This is a genomic window from Thalassospira australica, assembly GCF_044790785.1.
Classification (GTDB): domain Bacteria; phylum Pseudomonadota; class Alphaproteobacteria; order Rhodospirillales; family Thalassospiraceae; genus Thalassospira; species Thalassospira australica_A.
Genome location: NZ_CP085258.1, coordinates 4,514,997 through 4,532,596 on the forward strand (window position 1 = coordinate 4,514,997; position 17,600 = coordinate 4,532,596).

Annotated in this window: 16 protein-coding genes; 9 read left to right on the plus strand and 7 right to left on the minus strand. The window is 54.3% G+C overall.

Annotated elements, in window-relative coordinates; translation table 11 throughout:
• Nucleotides 1-73: 73 nt before the first annotated feature.
• Complete coding sequence (locus tag LG297_RS21025) at nucleotides 74-889, minus strand: tetratricopeptide repeat protein (RefSeq protein ID WP_404423825.1); 816 nt, start codon at nucleotides 887-889, stop codon at nucleotides 74-76.
• 239 nt (nucleotides 890-1,128) lie between these two features.
• Here LG297_RS21025 and LG297_RS21030 point away from each other — a divergent pair, with 239 nt between their 5' ends.
• Nucleotides 1,129-2,034, plus strand: coding sequence for an SDR family oxidoreductase (locus tag LG297_RS21030; RefSeq protein WP_404423827.1), 906 nt, complete (start codon nucleotides 1,129-1,131; stop codon nucleotides 2,032-2,034).
• 148 nt (nucleotides 2,035-2,182) lie between these two features.
• Nucleotides 2,183-3,190, plus strand: a complete 1,008-nt coding sequence (locus tag LG297_RS21035; RefSeq protein WP_404423829.1) for a complex I NDUFA9 subunit family protein — start codon at nucleotides 2,183-2,185, stop codon at nucleotides 3,188-3,190.
• 84 nt (nucleotides 3,191-3,274) lie between these two features.
• On the opposite strand, the gene LG297_RS21040 is transcribed toward LG297_RS21035, so the two are convergent.
• From LG297_RS21040 to LG297_RS21050, 3 genes are all read right to left on the minus strand, one after another.
• Nucleotides 3,275-5,422, minus strand: a complete 2,148-nt coding sequence (locus LG297_RS21040) for a methyl-accepting chemotaxis protein (RefSeq protein ID WP_404423831.1) — start codon at nucleotides 5,420-5,422, stop codon at nucleotides 3,275-3,277.
• A 113-nt stretch (nucleotides 5,423-5,535) separates the two neighbouring features.
• Nucleotides 5,536-6,321 carry a cobalt-precorrin-6A reductase gene (locus LG297_RS21045; protein WP_404423833.1) on the minus strand — a complete coding sequence of 262 codons (786 nt, stop codon included), beginning with the start codon at nucleotides 6,319-6,321 and terminating at the stop codon, nucleotides 5,536-5,538.
• A gap of 26 nt (nucleotides 6,322-6,347) precedes the next feature.
• Nucleotides 6,348-7,481 carry a cobalt-precorrin-5B (C(1))-methyltransferase gene (locus LG297_RS21050; protein ID WP_404423835.1) on the minus strand — a complete coding sequence of 378 codons (1,134 nt, stop codon included), beginning with the start codon at nucleotides 7,479-7,481 and terminating at the stop codon, nucleotides 6,348-6,350.
• Between the two features lie 234 nt (nucleotides 7,482-7,715).
• Here LG297_RS21050 and cobA point away from each other — a divergent pair, with 234 nt between their 5' ends.
• From cobA to LG297_RS21085, 7 genes are all read left to right on the plus strand, one after another.
• On the plus strand, nucleotides 7,716-8,585 hold the full coding sequence (gene cobA / locus LG297_RS21055; protein WP_404423837.1) for a uroporphyrinogen-III C-methyltransferase: 870 nt from the start codon (nucleotides 7,716-7,718) through the stop codon (nucleotides 8,583-8,585).
• A gap of 69 nt (nucleotides 8,586-8,654) precedes the next feature.
• Nucleotides 8,655-9,446, plus strand: coding sequence for a sulfite exporter TauE/SafE family protein (locus tag LG297_RS21060; RefSeq protein ID WP_404423839.1), 792 nt, complete (start codon nucleotides 8,655-8,657; stop codon nucleotides 9,444-9,446).
• 155 nt (nucleotides 9,447-9,601) lie between these two features.
• The gene (locus LG297_RS21065) at nucleotides 9,602-10,222 is read left to right on the plus strand and encodes an SCO family protein (RefSeq protein WP_404423841.1); all 621 of its coding nucleotides are present in this window, start codon (nucleotides 9,602-9,604) and stop codon (nucleotides 10,220-10,222) included.
• Between the two features lie 51 nt (nucleotides 10,223-10,273).
• On the plus strand, nucleotides 10,274-11,617 hold the full coding sequence (locus tag LG297_RS21070) for a cobyrinate a,c-diamide synthase (protein ID WP_404423843.1): 1,344 nt from the start codon (nucleotides 10,274-10,276) through the stop codon (nucleotides 11,615-11,617).
• Between the two features lie 79 nt (nucleotides 11,618-11,696).
• Nucleotides 11,697-12,158: a YcgN family cysteine cluster protein gene (locus LG297_RS21075; RefSeq protein WP_404423845.1), complete on the plus strand. Its 462-nt coding sequence runs from the start codon at nucleotides 11,697-11,699 to the stop codon at nucleotides 12,156-12,158.
• Between the two features lie 183 nt (nucleotides 12,159-12,341).
• Nucleotides 12,342-13,832, plus strand: coding sequence for a PAS domain S-box protein (locus tag LG297_RS21080; protein WP_404423847.1), 1,491 nt, complete (start codon nucleotides 12,342-12,344; stop codon nucleotides 13,830-13,832).
• Between the two features lie 190 nt (nucleotides 13,833-14,022).
• Nucleotides 14,023-14,775, plus strand: a complete 753-nt coding sequence (locus tag LG297_RS21085) for an MBL fold metallo-hydrolase (RefSeq protein WP_404423849.1) — start codon at nucleotides 14,023-14,025, stop codon at nucleotides 14,773-14,775.
• A gap of 88 nt (nucleotides 14,776-14,863) precedes the next feature.
• Here LG297_RS21085 and LG297_RS21090 read toward each other — a convergent pair whose 3' ends face one another.
• The 3 genes from LG297_RS21090 to LG297_RS21100 all read right to left on the minus strand — a co-directional run bounded on the left by LG297_RS21090 (nucleotide 14,864) and on the right by LG297_RS21100 (nucleotide 17,557).
• Nucleotides 14,864-15,130, minus strand: a complete 267-nt coding sequence (locus tag LG297_RS21090) for a DUF1150 family protein (RefSeq protein WP_404423851.1) — start codon at nucleotides 15,128-15,130, stop codon at nucleotides 14,864-14,866.
• 16 nt (nucleotides 15,131-15,146) lie between these two features.
• Nucleotides 15,147-15,650, minus strand: a complete 504-nt coding sequence (locus tag LG297_RS21095; protein ID WP_404423853.1) for an Hsp20 family protein — start codon at nucleotides 15,648-15,650, stop codon at nucleotides 15,147-15,149.
• A 236-nt stretch (nucleotides 15,651-15,886) separates the two neighbouring features.
• Nucleotides 15,887-17,557, minus strand: coding sequence for an adenylate/guanylate cyclase domain-containing protein (locus LG297_RS21100; protein WP_404423855.1), 1,671 nt, complete (start codon nucleotides 17,555-17,557; stop codon nucleotides 15,887-15,889).
• Between the last annotated feature and the right edge of the window lie 43 nt (nucleotides 17,558-17,600).

Consider the following 17,600-nt stretch of genomic DNA (forward strand, 5'->3'; position numbering starts at 1 on the left):
GGGTCCCCCGGTCTGAAAATCTGGCGATATGGTCCCTTGAACCAGCGGGCACATATCGAATGCGGATCAGAACCTATTCCGATCCGGTTTGAACATCCATCTTTTCTATATTCGCTCTTGCTGCATCCGCGACAGGGGTTCCGTTTGAAATTTCTATGACAGTTAAATAATCCTGTCGCGCAAGATCGTTGTCTTTGTTGATCCGGTGCAGGTTTGCGCGTTCAAAAAGTGCCTGAATATTGTTGGGGGAAAGTTCCAGCGCGCGCTGGATGTCGGTCATGGCAAGGTCGTAGGTTTCAAGCATGCGCCACGCTGTGCCGCGATAAATCAGGGCTTCGACATTATCCGGAGCGAGGTCGAGCGCATTGTTCAGATCGTCAATCGAATCCCAATATTGCCCGGCCATGCCAAGAACCATGGCCCGGTCGATCCAAAGTGTCGGATCATTTTTGACAATGCCAAGCGCGCGGGACTGATCGCGCCAGGCAAATTCCAGATTGCCCGCCATCATCCAGCTTTGCCCGGCCTGGGCCAGAAGACCGGCCACGACCTGCTGGGGGGATGTGCTTTCATCAGCGAGTGCATCAAGGCGGGTTGCGGCTTCTTCGTATTTTTCAAGTGCAATCAGGGCGACCGCAACGCAATGTTTTGCCGGTTCCCCGCCGCCCATATCGCGCCATGCAATGGCACTTTCAAAACCGTCTTCTGGTTTGAGGCGTGCGAGTTTGAGGCAGTCCTGATATTGCCGGGCCTCGTCTTCGGTGCTTGTGCCGCTGCCTTGTGCATGGGCGTGCCTTGGCACGCCAAACGAAACCATCACCATGCCAAACAGGATCATCGGGATCAGGGATGATGCGCGCAAGGACTTGCGTGCAAGCAGTTCAGACATGATGGGCCTTTCAGTTTGACGTCGAATATAAGGATGACGAACCGGACCAGCATAGGGGCGTTTTGCATATGTCGACCAGATCGGGTTTATCAAGGCGGCATTGCAAATCATGAAAGCGGCAAGAAAATGATTGTGATTTCAAACTTTCCCTATTTCGGCCCGGAAAGCTTTTGTCATGCGGGGTTCTGATCGTTAGTGTTCCACGCTCTGTTTAGTCGCCTCGGCATATGGATATGATAATGACCGAAAAGCTGTTCTGCTTTGGACTGGGATTTTCCGCACGCTTTGTCGCCGATCATTTGCGCGACGAAGGATGGCAAATTGCCGGTACGACACGCAGTGCGGACAAGGCAGAAATACTGCGCGCCCAAGGGATCGAGCCGTATATCTTTTCCGATGATGCGCCGATTGCCGATATTCGGGGCGCGCTTGACGATGTAACCCATATCCTGATTTCGGCCCCGCCCGGCGGCAACGGCGATCCGGTTCTTGCCCATCATGCGGGTGATCTTGCAGCTTTGCCAGAGGGCACATGGGTTGGCTATCTTTCGACTACGGGCGTTTATGGCGACCGTGACGGGGCGGTCGTGACTGAAGAAGACGACCTTTTGCCAAGCGGCAAGCGCGGGCGCCGTCGGGTTGCAGCTGAAAAGGCATGGTTTGATCTGGGGCGTCGTCACGGTCTTTGCGTGCAGAGTTTCCGTCTGGCCGGAATTTACGGACCGGGGCGCAACGCGCTTGAAACCGTGCGGTCGGGCCGGGCGCGCCGGGTGGTAAAACCCGGACAGGTTTTTTCACGTATCCATGTCGAGGATATTGCACAGACGGTGTTGGCATCGATCCGGTACCCGAATGCTGGTGCGGCATATAATGTGTGTGATGACGATGCCGCACCGCCACAGGATGTGATTGCCTATGCCTGTGGATTGCTGGGTGTCGACCCGCCGCCGGAAGAAGATTTTGATGTCGCAAAGCTGAGTCCGATGGCGGCAAGCTTTTATGAAGACAACAAACGGGTTGCCAATGACCGGATCAAGACCGAGCTTGGCGTGAAGCTGCGTTTTATCGATTACAAGGCCGGTTTGCTGGCTTTGCATGACGAAATACTGGCCAAAATCAACGGCACCGGATCAAATATGCTGTGAAAGCGCATTGTTGACGCATGGGGTGCGTCGTATATAACCGCGTAGGAATTTTTGATCGGGCCAACCGCATTCGGCCCTGATGGTACCAGCGCCGGATCGTGATTGCGGGGTTATCGCAACTTTACCGACCGGCAAGGAGAGAGCAAGCATGGATCGTCGTATTGTAACCGTTTTTGGCGGCACCGGGTTTGTCGGACGTCATATCGTCAAACGTCTGCTTGAGCGCGACTTTATCGTCCGCGTTCCGACCCGCAGTTTTGAACGCGTCAAGAAACTGAAGCCGATGGGCTATCTTGGTCAGGTGGTTCCGGTCCATTGCGATGTCCGCAATGAAGACTCGATCAAGGATGCCATCAATGGTTCGGAAGCGGTGATCAACCTGCTGGGCATTCTTTATCAGCGCGGCAGCAGCAGCTTTATGAATATCCATGTCAAAGCGGCCAAGCGTATCGCCGAAGAAGCCAAGGCGTGCGGTGTGAAAACCCTGCTGCATATGTCGGCCTTGGGTGTCGATAAAAACCCGCATGCGCTTTATGCCACGTCGAAACTGGCCGGTGAAAAGGCCGTACGCGATGCATTTCCGGATGCGGTGATTTTCCGTCCGTCGGTCATCTTTGGCCCGGAAGACAATTTCCTGAACCAGTTTGCCACCATGGCGCGTTATTCGCCGGTTCTGCCGGTTATCGGCGCGCCGGGCCTGCCGAAGGTCGAGCTTGATAAGGGCAAGGTCGATATGATGGGCGATGGGGGTCCGAAATTCCAGCCAGTCTATGTTGCCGATGTTGCCGAGGCCTTTGTGACCGCACTGGTCGAGGGTAAATCGGCGGGCAAGACTTATGAGTTGGGCGGGCCGGAAGTCTACAGCTTCATGGGGCTTCTGCGCGATATTCTGCAGATGACTCGTCAGCGCGCGATCTTGATGCCGGTGCCGTTCTGGCTGGCGTCGATCAAGGCGTTTTTCCTGCAATTCCTGCCAAAGCCGCTTTTGACCCCGGATCAGGTTCGGTTGCTTAAAACCGACAATGTCGTTTCCGAAGGTGCCGAAGGTTTTGCCGAGCTTGGCATTACGCCAAACAGTGTCGAAGCGATTGCGCCGACCTATCTGAAGCGTTTCTGCCCGCCGCGCAAAAGTGGCGAGTTCCGTCGCTTTGTCTGATCGAAATCTTTTTTCAGATTGAATTAAAAAACCCCCGCCGAAATGTATCGGCGGGGGTTTTTTGTTGATATCGGGCGTTCGTTCTTAACCGGCGCGAACGCGGGCCACGAAGTTGTTGGCCTCGTCCTGCAAGCGATGTGCCTTTTGCAGAAGTTCTTCGACCGTGTTGCGGGTGGAGCCCGACATATCCTGAACCGCCTCGGCAGCGCGCGAAACGTTGATCATGTTTTCCGATACATGACGGACACCGTTGGCGGCTTCTTCGGAGCCATTGGCGATTTCGGCGGTGGCAGCACCCTGTTGGCGCATGGCGGCTGCAATCGAGCTTGAAATACTGTCGATCTCGCCAATCGTGCGCGCAATGGTCGAAATCATCTCGACGGCTTCGGTACTGACCGAACGCATTTCGGCGATCTGCTTACCGATATCCTCGGTCGCGCGCTGGGTTTGGGACGCCAGATTCTTGACCTCATTTGCGACCACGGCAAAGCCCTTGCCGGCATCACCGGCCCTGGCCGCTTCGATGGTGGCGTTAAGGGCCAGAAGGTTGGTCTGGTCGGCGATGGTGGTGATCAGTTCAATCACCTCGCCGATACGATCCGCTGTTTCGGACATCTGGCGCACGGTTTCATCAGACTTGCGGGCCTCGGACACAGCGGCGCGCGATACTTCTTCAGCTTTGGAAACCTGTCGTTCAATTTCAGCAATCGATGCGGACAGCTCTTCGGTTGCGGACGAGACGGAACTGACATTCTGGGATGCGTTCTGGGATGCTTCGCTGACTTCGATTGCACGATGAACGTTGTCACCGGCGTTTTGAGCCATGTTATCGGCGGCATCGCGCATATCACCAACCTGGGACAGCAATTCGCTGACAAGTCCGTTGACCGAACTTTCAAAGCCGTTGGCCATTTCAAGCAGGGCCTCGCGACGCTGTTCTTCGGCGCGGCGTTCGGCGACCTTGTTTTCTTCGCGCAGACGTTCGGCTTCGCGGGCATTTTCGCGGAAGGTTTCAACTGCAACCGCCATGTCGGCAATTTCGTCACTGCCACGGTCGGAAACCGGTGTTTCAAGATCGCCATCTGTCAGGCGACCCATGGCGGCACTCAGACCGATCAGACGGGCCAGAAGGTTGCGCTGCACATACAGCCAGATGATCAGGGCCGAGATGACCATGGCGGCCACCGCGACGCCGATCATCGCCTTTTCGGCGGCACTGATCGTTGTTGAAACGCCCCGGTTTGCGTCATCAATCTTTGTGCGCATACTGGTCAGAAGGCGTTCGGCTGTCGAACCGATCGCATGCGATGTGGCCGTCGTCTGGGCCAGCAAGTCATTAAGCGACGTTTCGTTTTCGATTTCCTTTTGACGCAGGCTGAACAGGTTATTGCCGTTATTGGGGTTCAGTCCGTTCTCGATTGCGCTAAAGGCGGCCTGTGCCTTTTCGCGCGGCGTATCAAGCGGGATTTCCGCGATGCTGCTTTCCATCTGGGTCAGGACGGGCCCTGACCAGAATTTGATGCGATCAAGGTCTTCCTGATTGGCGGCTGTGGCGGTCATGCGGGACAGATCGGGGATTTTCAACGCCACGGCGCGAAGTTCGGCCATGTTTTGCGAGATCAAAGCATCTTCGTCGAGCAATTTATCGAGCGTCTCAAATGCCTTGTCGGATTTTTCCGGATCGCCAACCAGACCGTAAAGCTCGCCGGCATTATTGGTGAGCTGCATATTGGCATTGGTCGACAGTTCGCGCGCAACCAGTTCAATCGCATTGGCAGCTGTCACGACATCGCCCAGCATGGAATTATGTGCATTGCGGGTATCGAACAAGGCATGCATGGTGTCTTGCAGCAACCGGATATTGACAATCATTTCCCCGGTCTGACTGGAAAATTCGTTCAGGATCGTGCCATCGACACCATGCATCGCCAGCATGGCGATCTGATCGTTCATGACGTTTTCAGTGTCATCAAGATTGGCGGTTGCGGCAACAACCTGATCCTCGTTGCGTGCGCTTGCGACGGCGCGCGCCATGCTGATGACCGCGTCGCTGCGCGAATAAAGCTCCTGCCCGGAAATCAGGGCCGGGATGGCATCGTTTGCAACGATCTTCTGCTGTTGTTCAGTGATTCGGAAAGAAAACACCGCCATCGCGGCGGCACATACCGCGAGCAAGGCGATTGGCACAATTGCCAACATCAACCTGCCTCGCAAACCAATTTTGCCGGTCATTACAGTTCCCACTCACGGATTTCAGGGTGTCGGCGGCGATTTTTGCCGTTCTCGACCACAATTCTGGACCGCCCTGAAAGGTCCATATTTGGGAAAAGGAATATCTTTGAAAATCAGGCACTGGCAAGAGCGTTTCTGACTTTTTCAATTATTTCATGTATGTGCTCGGCTTGGTCGACGGGTGCCGCACCGGGACGTTCGACCATGATAATCGGGATATTCAGTTCGCGTGCCGCAATAATCTTGGCTTCGGTGGCTGTACCGCCGCTATTTTTACTGACAATGACGTCGATATCGTAGCGTTGCAGAAGTTCGACCTCGCCCTCGACCGTAAAGGGCCCCCGTGCGATCAACCAGTCGCCATGGGTCAGATTGAACGGATCTTTCGGGGACTCGACCGTGCGCACAAGAAGCCATGTTTTATCGAGCCCCTCGAAATGGGCCAGATCCTTCTGCCCCATCGCAATCAATGCCCGTTTGCCATGATCGGGCAGGATTTTTGCCGCGTCAGCAAAGCTTTTGACCATGATCCAGTGATCCTGATCGGTCTTTTCCCAAGCGGGGCGGTGAAACTGGATGCAGGGTGTTGCAACTGCATGACATGCTTGGGCGATATGACTGGAAATCTGGGTGGCATAAGGGTGGGTTGCGTCGATCACCAGATCGGTTTTTTCCGACCCAAGCCAGGATATTATCCCTTCGGCCCCGCCAAACCCGCCGATCCGGACGGGTATGCCGTCGGGCAATCGCGGGGCGCTGGTACGCCCGGCAAGTGAAAGCTGCAACCTGACGTCGGACCCGAATTCCTGCAACAGATCAGAAGCGATACGGTTGGCATCCCCCGTGCCGCCAAAAATAAGAATGTTCAGCGGTGTGGTTATGCTTTGTCGGGGGATCATATGTTGCGAGCCTGTTCTTGTTCGTTTTAAGGGTTCGGGTTTGCGCGATGTGCGGGAAGGAAGGCATCAAAATCACCATGTCCGGCACGTGCAATGATTTTGCCAGCACGGTCCACAATGACAACTTCGATAGCACATGCACCGTCAATGGTGGCTCGAGCGGTTTCACCGGCCTGACGGGCGATGGTTCCTGCTATATCAACGTTTCGGGATGTGCAAAGTTCCAGAACCTGTTTGGCGGTATTGGCCGTCGTGATTTCCGATACCAGTCTGGCGTCACCGCCAAGTGCTGCCACTGTTTCACCCAGTTTGGCAAAGTCGACTTCGGACCGGCTGCTATGCAGGTCCATATGGCCCTGCGCCAATTTGACCAGTTTGGCAAAGCCGCCTGAAATCGTGACATGGTCAACCGGATGACGGCGCAGATATTTCAGCATACCGCCAACAAAGTCGCCCATATCAAGGATGGCTTCTTCGGGCAGGTTGTAAAATTGCCGAATGGCTGCTTCGGATGTTTTGCCGGTGGCCCCGGCAACATGTTTGCGGCCGGTGGCGCGCGCGACGTCAATGCCGCGATGGATGGAGTGAATCCATGCCGAACAACTGAACGGGATCACAACACCCGTGGTTCCGAGAACGGATAGGCCGCCAACAATTCCCAGCCGCGGGTTCCAGGTTTTCAGGGCGATTTCCTGCCCGCCGGGAATGGAAATTTCAATTTCAACATCGGCAGGTACGTTAAATCGGCTTGCCAGTTCCATGATCTGCTGCGCCATCATTTCGCGCGGTTTGGGATTGATCGCGGCCTCGCCAACCGGCATTGGCAGGCCGGGTTTGGTGATTGTGCCAACCCCTTCGCCCGCGTGGAAGCTGATGCCGGACCCCTGTTTCCCATGGCGGATTGTTGCAATGATTTCCGCCCCGTGGGTGACATCGGGGTCGTCGCCAGCATCCTTGATGACGCTTGCGCGCGCCCAGCCATCGCCGGTTTCGGCCTTGACCAGAGCAAAAGACGGGTTTTCACCGCGAGGCAGAGTGATGGTGACCGGATCGGGGAATTCGCCGGACAGCAAGGCATACCACGCCGCACGGGTCGCGGCGGTGGCACAGGCCCCCGTCGTCCATCCCTTGCGTAGTGGTCCGTCCGGTTTTCGGGTCATGCGGCGGGAGATCCCGGTTTATGGCTTTGAAGGTTTGGGTCAAGCATCATTATGGCGACGTGCTTTTTTGTCAGGGTTTCGTTATTAAACATTAAAATAAATGTGGTATTAGGTAAATAACGAGAAAAATACGGATTAATATGTTGGACCTTGTACCAAGATGATGTTTAACATATCCAAATGATCCGGTCCCGCACAGATGGGCAGAATGAGCACGAGAAAAAGAATCCCGCAATGACGACACTTGGTCTTGATTTTCCGGTTTTTGAGCCGGGTTGGGTTTGGCTGGTTGGCGCAGGTCCGGGCGACCCCGGTTTGCTGACGCTTCATGCCGTCAATGCCATGCAGCAAGCCGATATTGTTGTCTATGATGCGCTGGTGGATGACCGGATTCTCAATCTTTTGCGGGCCGATGCCAAGCGGGTTTATGCCGGTAAGCGTGGCGGCCGGCCATCTTCAAAGCAAACCGATATTTCGTTGCAGCTTGTCGATTATGCCAAACAGGGTTTGCGGGTTTTGCGCCTGAAGGGCGGCGATCCGTTTGTGTTCGGGCGCGGCGGTGAAGAAGGCCTGACGCTGGTTGAGCATAACGTGCCGTTTCGTGTGGTGCCGGGAATCACGGCCGGGATCGCAGGGGCCGCCTATGCCGGTATTCCCACCACGCATCGCGATTGCAATTCGTCGGTGACCTTTGTCACGGGGCACGGTTCGAGCGGGGAAATACCCGATAATATCAATTGGGCGGCACTGGCAAAGGGCGCACCGGTTCTGGTGATGTATATGGCGATGAAACATCTGCGCCGTATTTCAGCGGAACTGATGGCAAATGGCCGGTCCGGCGATGAACCGCTTGCGGTGATCAATCAGGCGACGACACCCAATCAGGGTATTCTGATCACTACCCTTGCCAATGCGGCCGACGATGTTGAAAAGGCCGGGGTGGAACCGCCGGCAGTTTGCATTCTGGGCAAGGTTGTCGATCTGCGCGAACGGCTGAACTGGCTTTCGCCGCAGGATGATGTCAAAGCCGTGCGGCATGTTCCGTTCGAACAGGTTCTTGAACTGGTCACCACTCCTTCCGATCCCGATCCTGCACAGGATTGATTGATCTATATCGTTGTTTGGAAATGATCGGCGCGTCACAATCGGTGCAACCGATTAACCGGATGCATCATGGACGAGCAACAGATACTGATCCGCATCATCGAAAGCGGCTGGGCGCAATGCACGACTGTTCTGCAAGAGGATAGCGGCATTTTGGCAACCGCATTAATCGCCGGCCTGGTCGGAAGTGCGACCCATTGTGTTGGCATGTGTGGACCATTTGTGATCAGTCAGGTCACGGCGCGCATGGAAAAGCTGCCGCTTGAAAAGATGAGCGAGTTTCGGCGGTTAACGGGGGCGGCATTATTGCCGTATCAGTTCGGGCGTCTGACGACCTATATCCTGCTTGGCGTTATGGCCGGGTTTTTTGCCGACAGCATTACCGCCTTGACCAGAATCTGGTGGCTGGGGCCGATGCTGCTTTTATGTGCGGCGGCATTCTTTCTTGTTTTCGGAATCATGGGGCTTGTGCCCCATTTGGGCGGATTGTTCCCGAACCTGGTGTCGCGGAAGGGAGCGAAGGGCCGTTGGTGGAATCGTGTGATTGGCGAGCGGATCAAACCGTTATTCGGGGCACCCTTTACCTGGCGCGGTTATCTGCTGGGTCTGATGCTTGGTTTTATTCCTTGCGGGTTGATTTACGGCGCACTGGTTCTGGCGGCAGCGGGCAGCAATGCACTGAGTGGCGGATTTGTCATGGCGGCATTCGGGCTTGGCACAGTGCCGATACTGTTTGTCACCGGTGTGATCGGTCAATATGCCGCCGGGCGGTTTCGCAATTTCATGGCCCCGGTCGGCAGGGGGCTTATGGTGGTCAATGCCGTCATTCTTGCCATGTTGGCATTTCATCAGATCGGATAGTTTTGCGAAATCGCAATGACGCCATTGTGAGCCATGGCACAGTCACGGGTCTTGCATGATTGTTTTGCGGATTTATAGTGCCCGCAAAACAATGGATTATTTTCCGGTTGATTGCGGCGTGCCTGCGATCCCCGACCAAAAGGACAGGTAACGGCGTGAGCAAGAAAACACTTGTGATCATTCTGGCGATTGCGCTGGTTCTCGGTATTGGTTTGACCTATCGCCTGATGATGATGGGATCGGAAACGACGTCTTCCAGTTCGGGCGCGGCAGCCATTGGCGGGCCGTTCGAACTGGTGGACCAGAACGGTCAGACCCGCACCGAACAGGATTTTCGCGGGAAATATATGCTGATTTATTTCGGCTATACCTATTGCCCGGATGTGTGCCCGACCGAATTGCAGGTCATGGGCAATGCACTTGATACGCTTGATTCCGAAATCGCCAAGGAAGTGACGCCGGTTTTCATTTCGGTTGATCCGGAGCGCGATACTGTAGATGCGATTGCGGCCTATGTCCCGCATTTCCATGAACGTATGGTCGGTTTGACCGGAACGCTTGAACAAACCACGGCGGCGGCCAAAACTTTCAGGGTTTATTACGCCAAGGCGTATGCCGAGGGGGAATCGAAGGATTCGGATGCCTATCTGATGGATCATTCGTCCTTTGTGTATCTGATGGGCCGTGACGGATCATTCATTCGTCATTTCAATTACGGAACGGCCCCCGAGGATATGGCAAAAGGTATTGCCGAAGTCGTCAAAAAGAACGGATGATCCAATGGGTCTGATGTGATCGGTGTGGACGGCAATCAGGGAAACCGGCATATGGGACCAACGTTAACGCAGATTCCGGGACTGGTGATTGCCGCGCCGTCGTCAAACAGCGGCAAGACAGTGTTGACCCTGGGTTTGTTGCGTGCCCTTGCCAATCGCGGTGTCGCGGTTGCGGCAGCGAAAACCGGACCGGATTATATCGATCCGGCTTTTCAGGCAGCGGCCTGCCGGCAAAGCTGTATCAACCTTGATCCGTGGGCGATGTCGCCCGATCTGATCGCGACACTTGCCCGGCGTCAGGCCAGAGATAAATCGGTGCTTTTGTGTGAAGGCGTGATGGGCCTGTTTGACGGTGCGGCAGATGGCAGCGGGTCGACGGCCGATCTTGCGGCGATGATGAACTGGCCGGTTGTGCTGGTGATTGACGTTAAGGGACAGTCGGCGTCAGCCGCGGCCGTGATTGCCGGGTTTGCGGGTTTTCGTGATGACGTCAAAATCGCCGCGATTATCCTTAACCGGGTTGGCAGCGCACGCCACCGGGCGATGATTGAAGAGGCCTGCCATCGACACCTGCCCGATATTCCGGTCATAGGGGCGGTTCGGCGTAGTGACGATCTGGTTTTGCCTGAACGCCATCTTGGCCTTGTGCAGGCAGGTGAGCACAAAACGCTTGAGGCGTTTCTTGATCAGGCCGCAGCTATCATTGCCGAAGATGTCGATCTTGATCGATTGACGGGGCTGGTGACCGGGCAAGAATGGGCAGAAAGGATGGGCAATAACGGGAAAGCCGTTCGCTGTATCGCGCCATTAGGTCAGCATATTGCCGTTGCACGGGATATGGCATTTGCATTCGCCTACCCGCACCTTCTGGAAGACTGGCAAAGGCAGGGGGCCGAGCTGTCGTTCTTTTCGCCGCTTGCCGATGAGGTCCCGGATATAAAGGCGGATGCGGTGTATTTGCCGGGTGGCTATCCCGAACTGCATGGCGAAACATTGTCACGTGCAACCGGCTTCAAGGCAGCGCTTGTGCAGATGGCGGCGCGCAAGGTACTGATTTATGGCGAGTGCGGTGGATATATGGTGCTGGGCGAGGCACTGATTGACGCGATGGGCCTGCGTCATGAAATGCTTGGTCTTTTACCTCTGGTTACCAGCTTTGCGGAGCGCAGGCTGCATCTGGGATATCGCACATTGGTCTTGTCCGGGGCAACGGTGTTTGGTCCTGCCGGAACGATCCTGCACGGGCATGAGTTTCATTATGCTTCAACGATAAGCGCCAGTGGGCCGACGATTGGCAGCATGGTTACAGCGACCGGGGAAAATCTTGGTCCGGCAGGGTTAATGAACGGTTCTGTTTTCGGGTCATTCTTTCATATGATCTGCCATCGCGATTGATTGCCGAACTTTACGGATTGAACACCGGTAATATGTTATAATTTGCCATCAACAATACGATTGCCCGACGAGAGAGATGATGACAGAGCCGAAGCCCGGGGCAGGTGACGCCCCGTTTTGGGAAACCAAGACGCTTGATGAAATGACAATTGCGGAATGGGAATCCCTTTGCGACGGCTGCGGCAAATGCTGCCTGCACAAGCTTCAGGATGAAGATACCGACTTTGTTTATTATACTTCGGTGGCTTGCCGTCTTTTGGATTGCGAAACCTGCAGCTGCAAGGATTACCCCAACCGGACAAAGCACATACCTGATTGCGTGCAGCTTTCGCAGGAAAATGTCGCGACATTGTCCTGGATGCCATCGACCTGCGCCTATCGGCTGATGTCGGAAGGTAAAGGTCTTCCTGACTGGCATCCACTTGTCACCGGTCGCCCGGATTCCACGATTATGGCAGGTATGTCGATCAAGGGGTTGGTGATTTCCGAGGACGATGCCCACCCCGATCTGACTCGTTATATCGTAAAGTGGCCTGCCTGAAGATATAACCAAGAGTATATTCTTCTATGCCAAAATAGGCGATTGAGAAATCCCTAAGTATAGGCATGATCTACTGCGAACAATTGTGCCGTATATACACAATTGTTCGTTTTGTTTTTACCTATGCCTATAGGTGACCGGGTTTAAAGTTAAAGGTCCGGACAACGCAGGGAAGATATCCGGATGGGTTTGGCGTCACTTTTCAAGAATGGCAGCTCTCAGGAAGCGCAACAGATTGTAGATGCACTGAGTCTGTCGATGGCTGTTATCGAGTTTTCAATCGATGGTAAAATTCTGACGGCCAACGAGAATTTCCTCAAGACGATGGGGTATACCCTCGAAGAAATCGTTGGCAAGCATCACGCGATGTTTGTGCCGGGCGAAATTGCCAACACCGATGATTATCGCAATTTCTGGAGTCAGCTTCGCAACGGAAAGTTTTCGTCAGGTGCGGTGCCGCGCGTGCACAAGAATGGCGAGATACTGTGGCTTGAGGCGACCTATAATCCGGTTCTGGGCAAGGACGGCAAGCCGATCAGGATTGTGAAATTCGCAACCGACATTACGGCCCGCCGCGTTGAGCGCGCTGTTCTGCAAAGTTTGTTTGATGCGATCGAAAAATCGCAAGCTGTCATCGAATTTGACCTAGACGGTAAAATCCTTAAAGCAAACAAGAACTTCCTTGATGCCATGGGTTACAGACTGGATGAGGTTGTCGGCAAACATCACAGCATGTTTGTTGAACGCTCGGAACGCGATTCCGTTGAATACCGTTCGTTCTGGAAGACCCTGAATTCCGGTAACTTCCATGCAGGCCAGTACAAACGTGTTGGCAAGGGCGGCAAGGAAATCTGGATCGAGGCATCCTATAACCCGGTACTTGATCCGGTTGGAAAGCCGTTCAAGGTGATCAAGTTTGCGACCGATATTACGGAACAGACACGACTGTTGATTGATCTTAAAGGTATGATTGACAAGAACTTTACCGAGATTGACGGCAATATCTCGGCGCTTGGCAATTCGGCCAATCAAAGTGTCAGTGTGTCTGAAGAAACGTCACATGCGGTACAGACCGTCGCAGCCAGTGCCGAGCAGATGGCCGCATCGATTGCGGAAATCTCGCGTAGCATGGCGCAATCGCGTGATGAAACCGAACGTGCGTTCGATCAGACTGTCAGCGCCAACAATGCGACCCAGCGGATGGCTGAAGTTGTCCATTCGATGGGCAGCATTGTCGAAGTCATTCAAAACATCGCAGGCCAAATCAATCTTCTGGCCCTGAATGCGACGATTGAAAGTGCGCGTGCGGGCGATGCCGGCAAGGGCTTTGCGGTTGTTGCCAACGAGGTCAAGAACCTTGCAAATCAGGCGGCGCGTGCGACAGAACAGATTTCCGATGAAATCTCGGGCATCCAGTCGATCTCGTCAGAGGTTGTCGGTGCGCTTGAAACCATCCGCCATTCGGTCGAAACGGTGCGCGATAGCGTGACCAACATTTCGTCCGCGGTAGAGGAACAAAGTGCTGTCACCGAGGGTGTTTCGGAGAATATGCGCATGATGGCAACGGCGGTCGATGGTCTTTCGCGCAACCTTGGTTCGATCAAATCGACCACCGGCATGGTTGCCGACTCGGTCAGTCGCACCCGCGAAGCCGCCGAAGTTCTGGCACGCTAAACCTCATATTTCCTATACAATTGTATCTGATTGCAGGGTGGCCGGTATTTTCGGTCACCCTGTTTCGTATGTACCGTGACGGTTTCAAGACTTTATCGCGAAAACAAATTTGAACAGCTTGCCTAATGTTTCCAGTCTCAGCAAAAATGGACATTCTTGCAAATGATCCGCAAACAACGCGGTGACGGGAATGGCGGGTGAATATATGCGCATAGATGTTTTGGGGGTCGGCGAGGCATTTGACCCCGTCTTTGAAAATTCGTCCGTTGTGGTGACGGCTGACGGGTACCGCCTGATGATTGATTGCGGGGCAACTGTGCCGGGATTGCTGATGCGCAAATTTCCCGATCCCGATGCGATTGATGCGATTTACTTTACCCATATGCATCCTGATCATGTTTTCGGTCTGGTTCCGGTAATGTTGAACTGGCGCGACGATGGCCGGTCAAAACCGGTTCATATCATCGCGACACCAGCCGTTCGCGGCCATCTTGAAAAAATCATGGAACTTGGCTTTTCCGGATTGGGCAGTGCCTGGCCGTTTGAAATTGTCTGGCATGCAGTGCCTGAAACCACGCAAATCGGCCCGTTTGAAACCAAATTTGCCCGATCAGACCATAGCGTTCAGAACCACGCCATTTTGCTGCGGTACGATAACAAGGGTTTTGCCTATTCCGGGGATGGCAATGTGACGGTCGATACGGCAGCGCTGTTCACCGGGGCAGACCTGGTATTTCAGGAAACATATTTACCCAGCCATGATCCAAAACATGCGGCGCATTGCGATCTGGAAACCGTCTTGCAACTGGCGTCCGACATGCCCGGTGCGCGATTCTGGCTTTATCATATCAAGCGTGATGCAAGACGCGAGATCACAGAACTTCTTCGCGATAACGGGCAGGTACGTGTGGCCGTACCCGGCGAAGTGATCGAAATCCGTTAGGCGCAATTCCAGAACGCGCACAGGAAAAAAGGCAGCCGGTTGGCTGCCTTTATGAATTTCTTTCGGTGATCCGTTTGACCGGATCGGCCTAGTGAACCGAACGCGGGTCCATATCGTGCTGACGAATTGCCGCATTGGCGACCGCAAAGCTTTCAAACGATGCGATGTGGGTGCCATCGGCGGTAAAGACCCCAAAGATGGTTTCTTTGCTTTCGTCTTCGGGATTGGGAATTGCACGGACATAGGCAAAATCATGAATGCCAAGCATGGCGAAATCGCCTGAGGACAGCAAATTCAAATCCTGTTCTGCACCGTGGACTTCCTTGGTGTCATGGTCTGTGATGCGATTGCTCATAAAACCACTCTCCTTGCTACGCCTTGCGGCTTTTATCTTCGACTGTGTCACTACCTTCCTGGGCATCGACAGTCATATCTATGGTGCGCGACGACACGGCTTTCTTTTTGGCAGAGTTGATCGCAATTTCACGTACCACCGGTTCGGGAACCGGACGGTTCAAATCCACATGCAAAAGTCCGTTATCAAGATGGGCGCCAACAACTTCAATACCCTCGGCCAGAACAAAGGAACGCTGGAACTGGCGCGATGCAATGCCGCGATGGATATAGATTCGGTTGCTGTCGTCTTCCTGATGTTTGCCACGAATGATCAGCTGGTTGTCTTCGGTTGTAACCGAAAGATCGTCTTCGGCAAATCCGGCGACCGCGACAGTAATGCGCAGATGATTTTCGCCAATTTGCTCGATATTATACGGGGGATAGCCTTCTGCCTTGGTTTTTGAAACCTGATCAAGAACGCGTTCGATCTGGTCAAACCCCAAAAGCAGCGGACTGTTAAACATAGAAATTCGTGACATTGGCAGCACCTCCTCAGCAGAGCGAGTGTGATATCGGGCAGACCCCACGCTTTTGGCGTATTGGGCGTCTTAACGTCTGACCCGACCCGTTCGGCATCAGACATATCTAACTATTCGAATAAATGTGGTTTTCTATCGCATAGTCAAGACCCGGTTTGATCCGGTAGCCGCAGAAAGCTTGGGAATATGCGATATCAGACCTGTGTTATACGCAGATCATGACTGATCGGGAGCAATCATACAACGCGTTCCGGCAATTCCGGCATATTTTCCAACGCATAATAGGCGACGGTCTGATCCTTTCCACGCAAGGCTACTTCGTGCATCACGGCGTTTTCGGGCAAGGGGATCGGGCCATGATCGAAAATCGCCTTTGATATGACCAGTGGCACCCCATGCTTTTTGGTCTGGCTTTCCAGTCTTGCCGCAGTATTGATCGTATCGCCGATGGCACTGATATTTTCGCGACCGGGTGGCCCCATTTCACCAACAATTGCCTCGCCCATATGAATGCCGATACCGATGCGTAATGTATGCGGAAGCTCTGATTTCAGATGTTCATTCAGATTTTCGATCCGACGCAACATCCCTGCGGCCCCGTGAAGGGCATCACGGATCATGGTTTCCGTGTCATCGGTATCAAGACCATAAAGCGCCATAAGACCATCACCGGTGAATTGGGCATAAAGCCCGCCACTTTCACGCAAGGCTTCGGTCATTTCGGCAAAAAACTGGTTCAGGATGAACAGGACATCATAGGGCATTTTCTTTTCACCCAGCCGGGTCGAGTCCCGCAGATCGGTGAAAATGGAAACAACCTGGCGCTCGCTGCCGGAAAGGCCGCCGGGGCGACGGCCATCCTGTGCCGTGGCATTTGGCGGCAAAAGCGGTGCAACCGCCAGATCGTTCATTGGCTTGATCTGACAGGCCAGTCGCATACCGCGCGGGGCGTGGATGCTTTCAAGTGCTGCGGCTTCGATCTTGCCGGGTGCGGCAAGTTGATCAATCCCCGATCCGCAATGGATGCGGCACGTTGTGCAGCGCCCATGTCCGCCGCAAACAGATGCCATTGGCACGCCTGCATCGCGAAGGGCTTCAAGCGCCGTCGCGCCAGGGGCAACGCGGATCATTTTACCATTGGGCATCGACAACATCGGCCCGCGTTTGATGCGGTCAACGGTCTGGCGGATTTGCCGCACGACAAAGGGCGCAAAAGCCAGTGCGATGGCGATTATTGTGCCCGGGAGAACGGCATTTTCGTAGAATTTGACAGCCGCATCATTGACGTTGGCGGCATCGACAACCCCGAAAACATATTTGCGCCCGCCTTCTTCGGCGCGCCGAATGATTTCAGCCGACGCCGCCCCAAAACCGGCAAGCGCCAGTGTGGGCACAAGAACAGCGATTGCGCCCAGCACACCGCGCCATCGCGGATAAAACGGCTTTAGCCGCAGCCAGAAATGAATGCCGATACAACCGTGTGTCCAGACAACAATCACGGCGATAGACTGCAGAATTCCCTGACTGGGAGCGAAAACAGCAAGGTCAAGCAAAACCCGTTCAAATGCCGGATCGACATCGAAGCCCAGATCAATGATCCGGGTCGCAATAATATGGCGGAACAACAGGAACGGAATGCACAGGCCCAAAATCATTTGTGCCCATTCCGATTTGCGCAGGCGCAGGGACCGGCGGCTGGTCAGGCGGGCTGTGGCCAGCAGGAAATGGGTAACTGCCGCGGCCAGAAGCAGAATTTCCAAGGGGGGAAACTGCCAGATCCCGGTTGTCAGGAAGTCGGTGGCTTCCATCGCTTCGGGTGATATGATGCCAGCAGCCTGATTGATCAGATGCATGAAGACATATGCAAAAAGCGTCAGGCCGGAATAGAGCCGCAAATTCTGGATCATGGCGTTCCGTATTATGAGCAGTTGATGCGCGAAAAACTCAGTA

What these genes read in the sequence shown, in the direction of transcription:
- LG297_RS21030 (WP_404423827.1), top strand. Translation starts at nt 1,129, where the DNA reads ATGACCGAAAAGCTGTTCTGCTTTGGACTGGGATTTTCCGCACGCTTT.
- LG297_RS21095 (WP_404423853.1), bottom strand. Translation starts at nt 15,650, where the DNA reads ATGTCACGAATTTCTATGTTTAACAGTCCGCTGCTTTTGGGGTTTGAC.
- cobA (WP_404423837.1), top strand. Translation starts at nt 7,716, where the DNA reads ATGACGACACTTGGTCTTGATTTTCCGGTTTTTGAGCCGGGTTGGGTT.
- LG297_RS21100 (WP_404423855.1), bottom strand. Translation starts at nt 17,557, where the DNA reads ATGATCCAGAATTTGCGGCTCTATTCCGGCCTGACGCTTTTTGCATAT.
- LG297_RS21045 (WP_404423833.1), bottom strand. Translation starts at nt 6,321, where the DNA reads ATGATCCCCCGACAAAGCATAACCACACCGCTGAACATTCTTATTTTT.
- LG297_RS21070 (WP_404423843.1), top strand. Translation starts at nt 10,274, where the DNA reads ATGGGACCAACGTTAACGCAGATTCCGGGACTGGTGATTGCCGCGCCG.
- LG297_RS21080 (WP_404423847.1), top strand. Translation starts at nt 12,342, where the DNA reads ATGGGTTTGGCGTCACTTTTCAAGAATGGCAGCTCTCAGGAAGCGCAA.
- LG297_RS21060 (WP_404423839.1), top strand. Translation starts at nt 8,655, where the DNA reads ATGGACGAGCAACAGATACTGATCCGCATCATCGAAAGCGGCTGGGCG.
- LG297_RS21090 (WP_404423851.1), bottom strand. Translation starts at nt 15,130, where the DNA reads ATGAGCAATCGCATCACAGACCATGACACCAAGGAAGTCCACGGTGCA.
- LG297_RS21025 (WP_404423825.1), bottom strand. Translation starts at nt 889, where the DNA reads ATGTCTGAACTGCTTGCACGCAAGTCCTTGCGCGCATCATCCCTGATC.
- LG297_RS21075 (WP_404423845.1), top strand. Translation starts at nt 11,697, where the DNA reads ATGACAGAGCCGAAGCCCGGGGCAGGTGACGCCCCGTTTTGGGAAACC.
- LG297_RS21050 (WP_404423835.1), bottom strand. Translation starts at nt 7,481, where the DNA reads ATGACCCGAAAACCGGACGGACCACTACGCAAGGGATGGACGACGGGG.
- LG297_RS21040 (WP_404423831.1), bottom strand. Translation starts at nt 5,422, where the DNA reads ATGACCGGCAAAATTGGTTTGCGAGGCAGGTTGATGTTGGCAATTGTG.
- LG297_RS21035 (WP_404423829.1), top strand. Translation starts at nt 2,183, where the DNA reads ATGGATCGTCGTATTGTAACCGTTTTTGGCGGCACCGGGTTTGTCGGA.
- LG297_RS21085 (WP_404423849.1), top strand. Translation starts at nt 14,023, where the DNA reads ATGGCGGGTGAATATATGCGCATAGATGTTTTGGGGGTCGGCGAGGCA.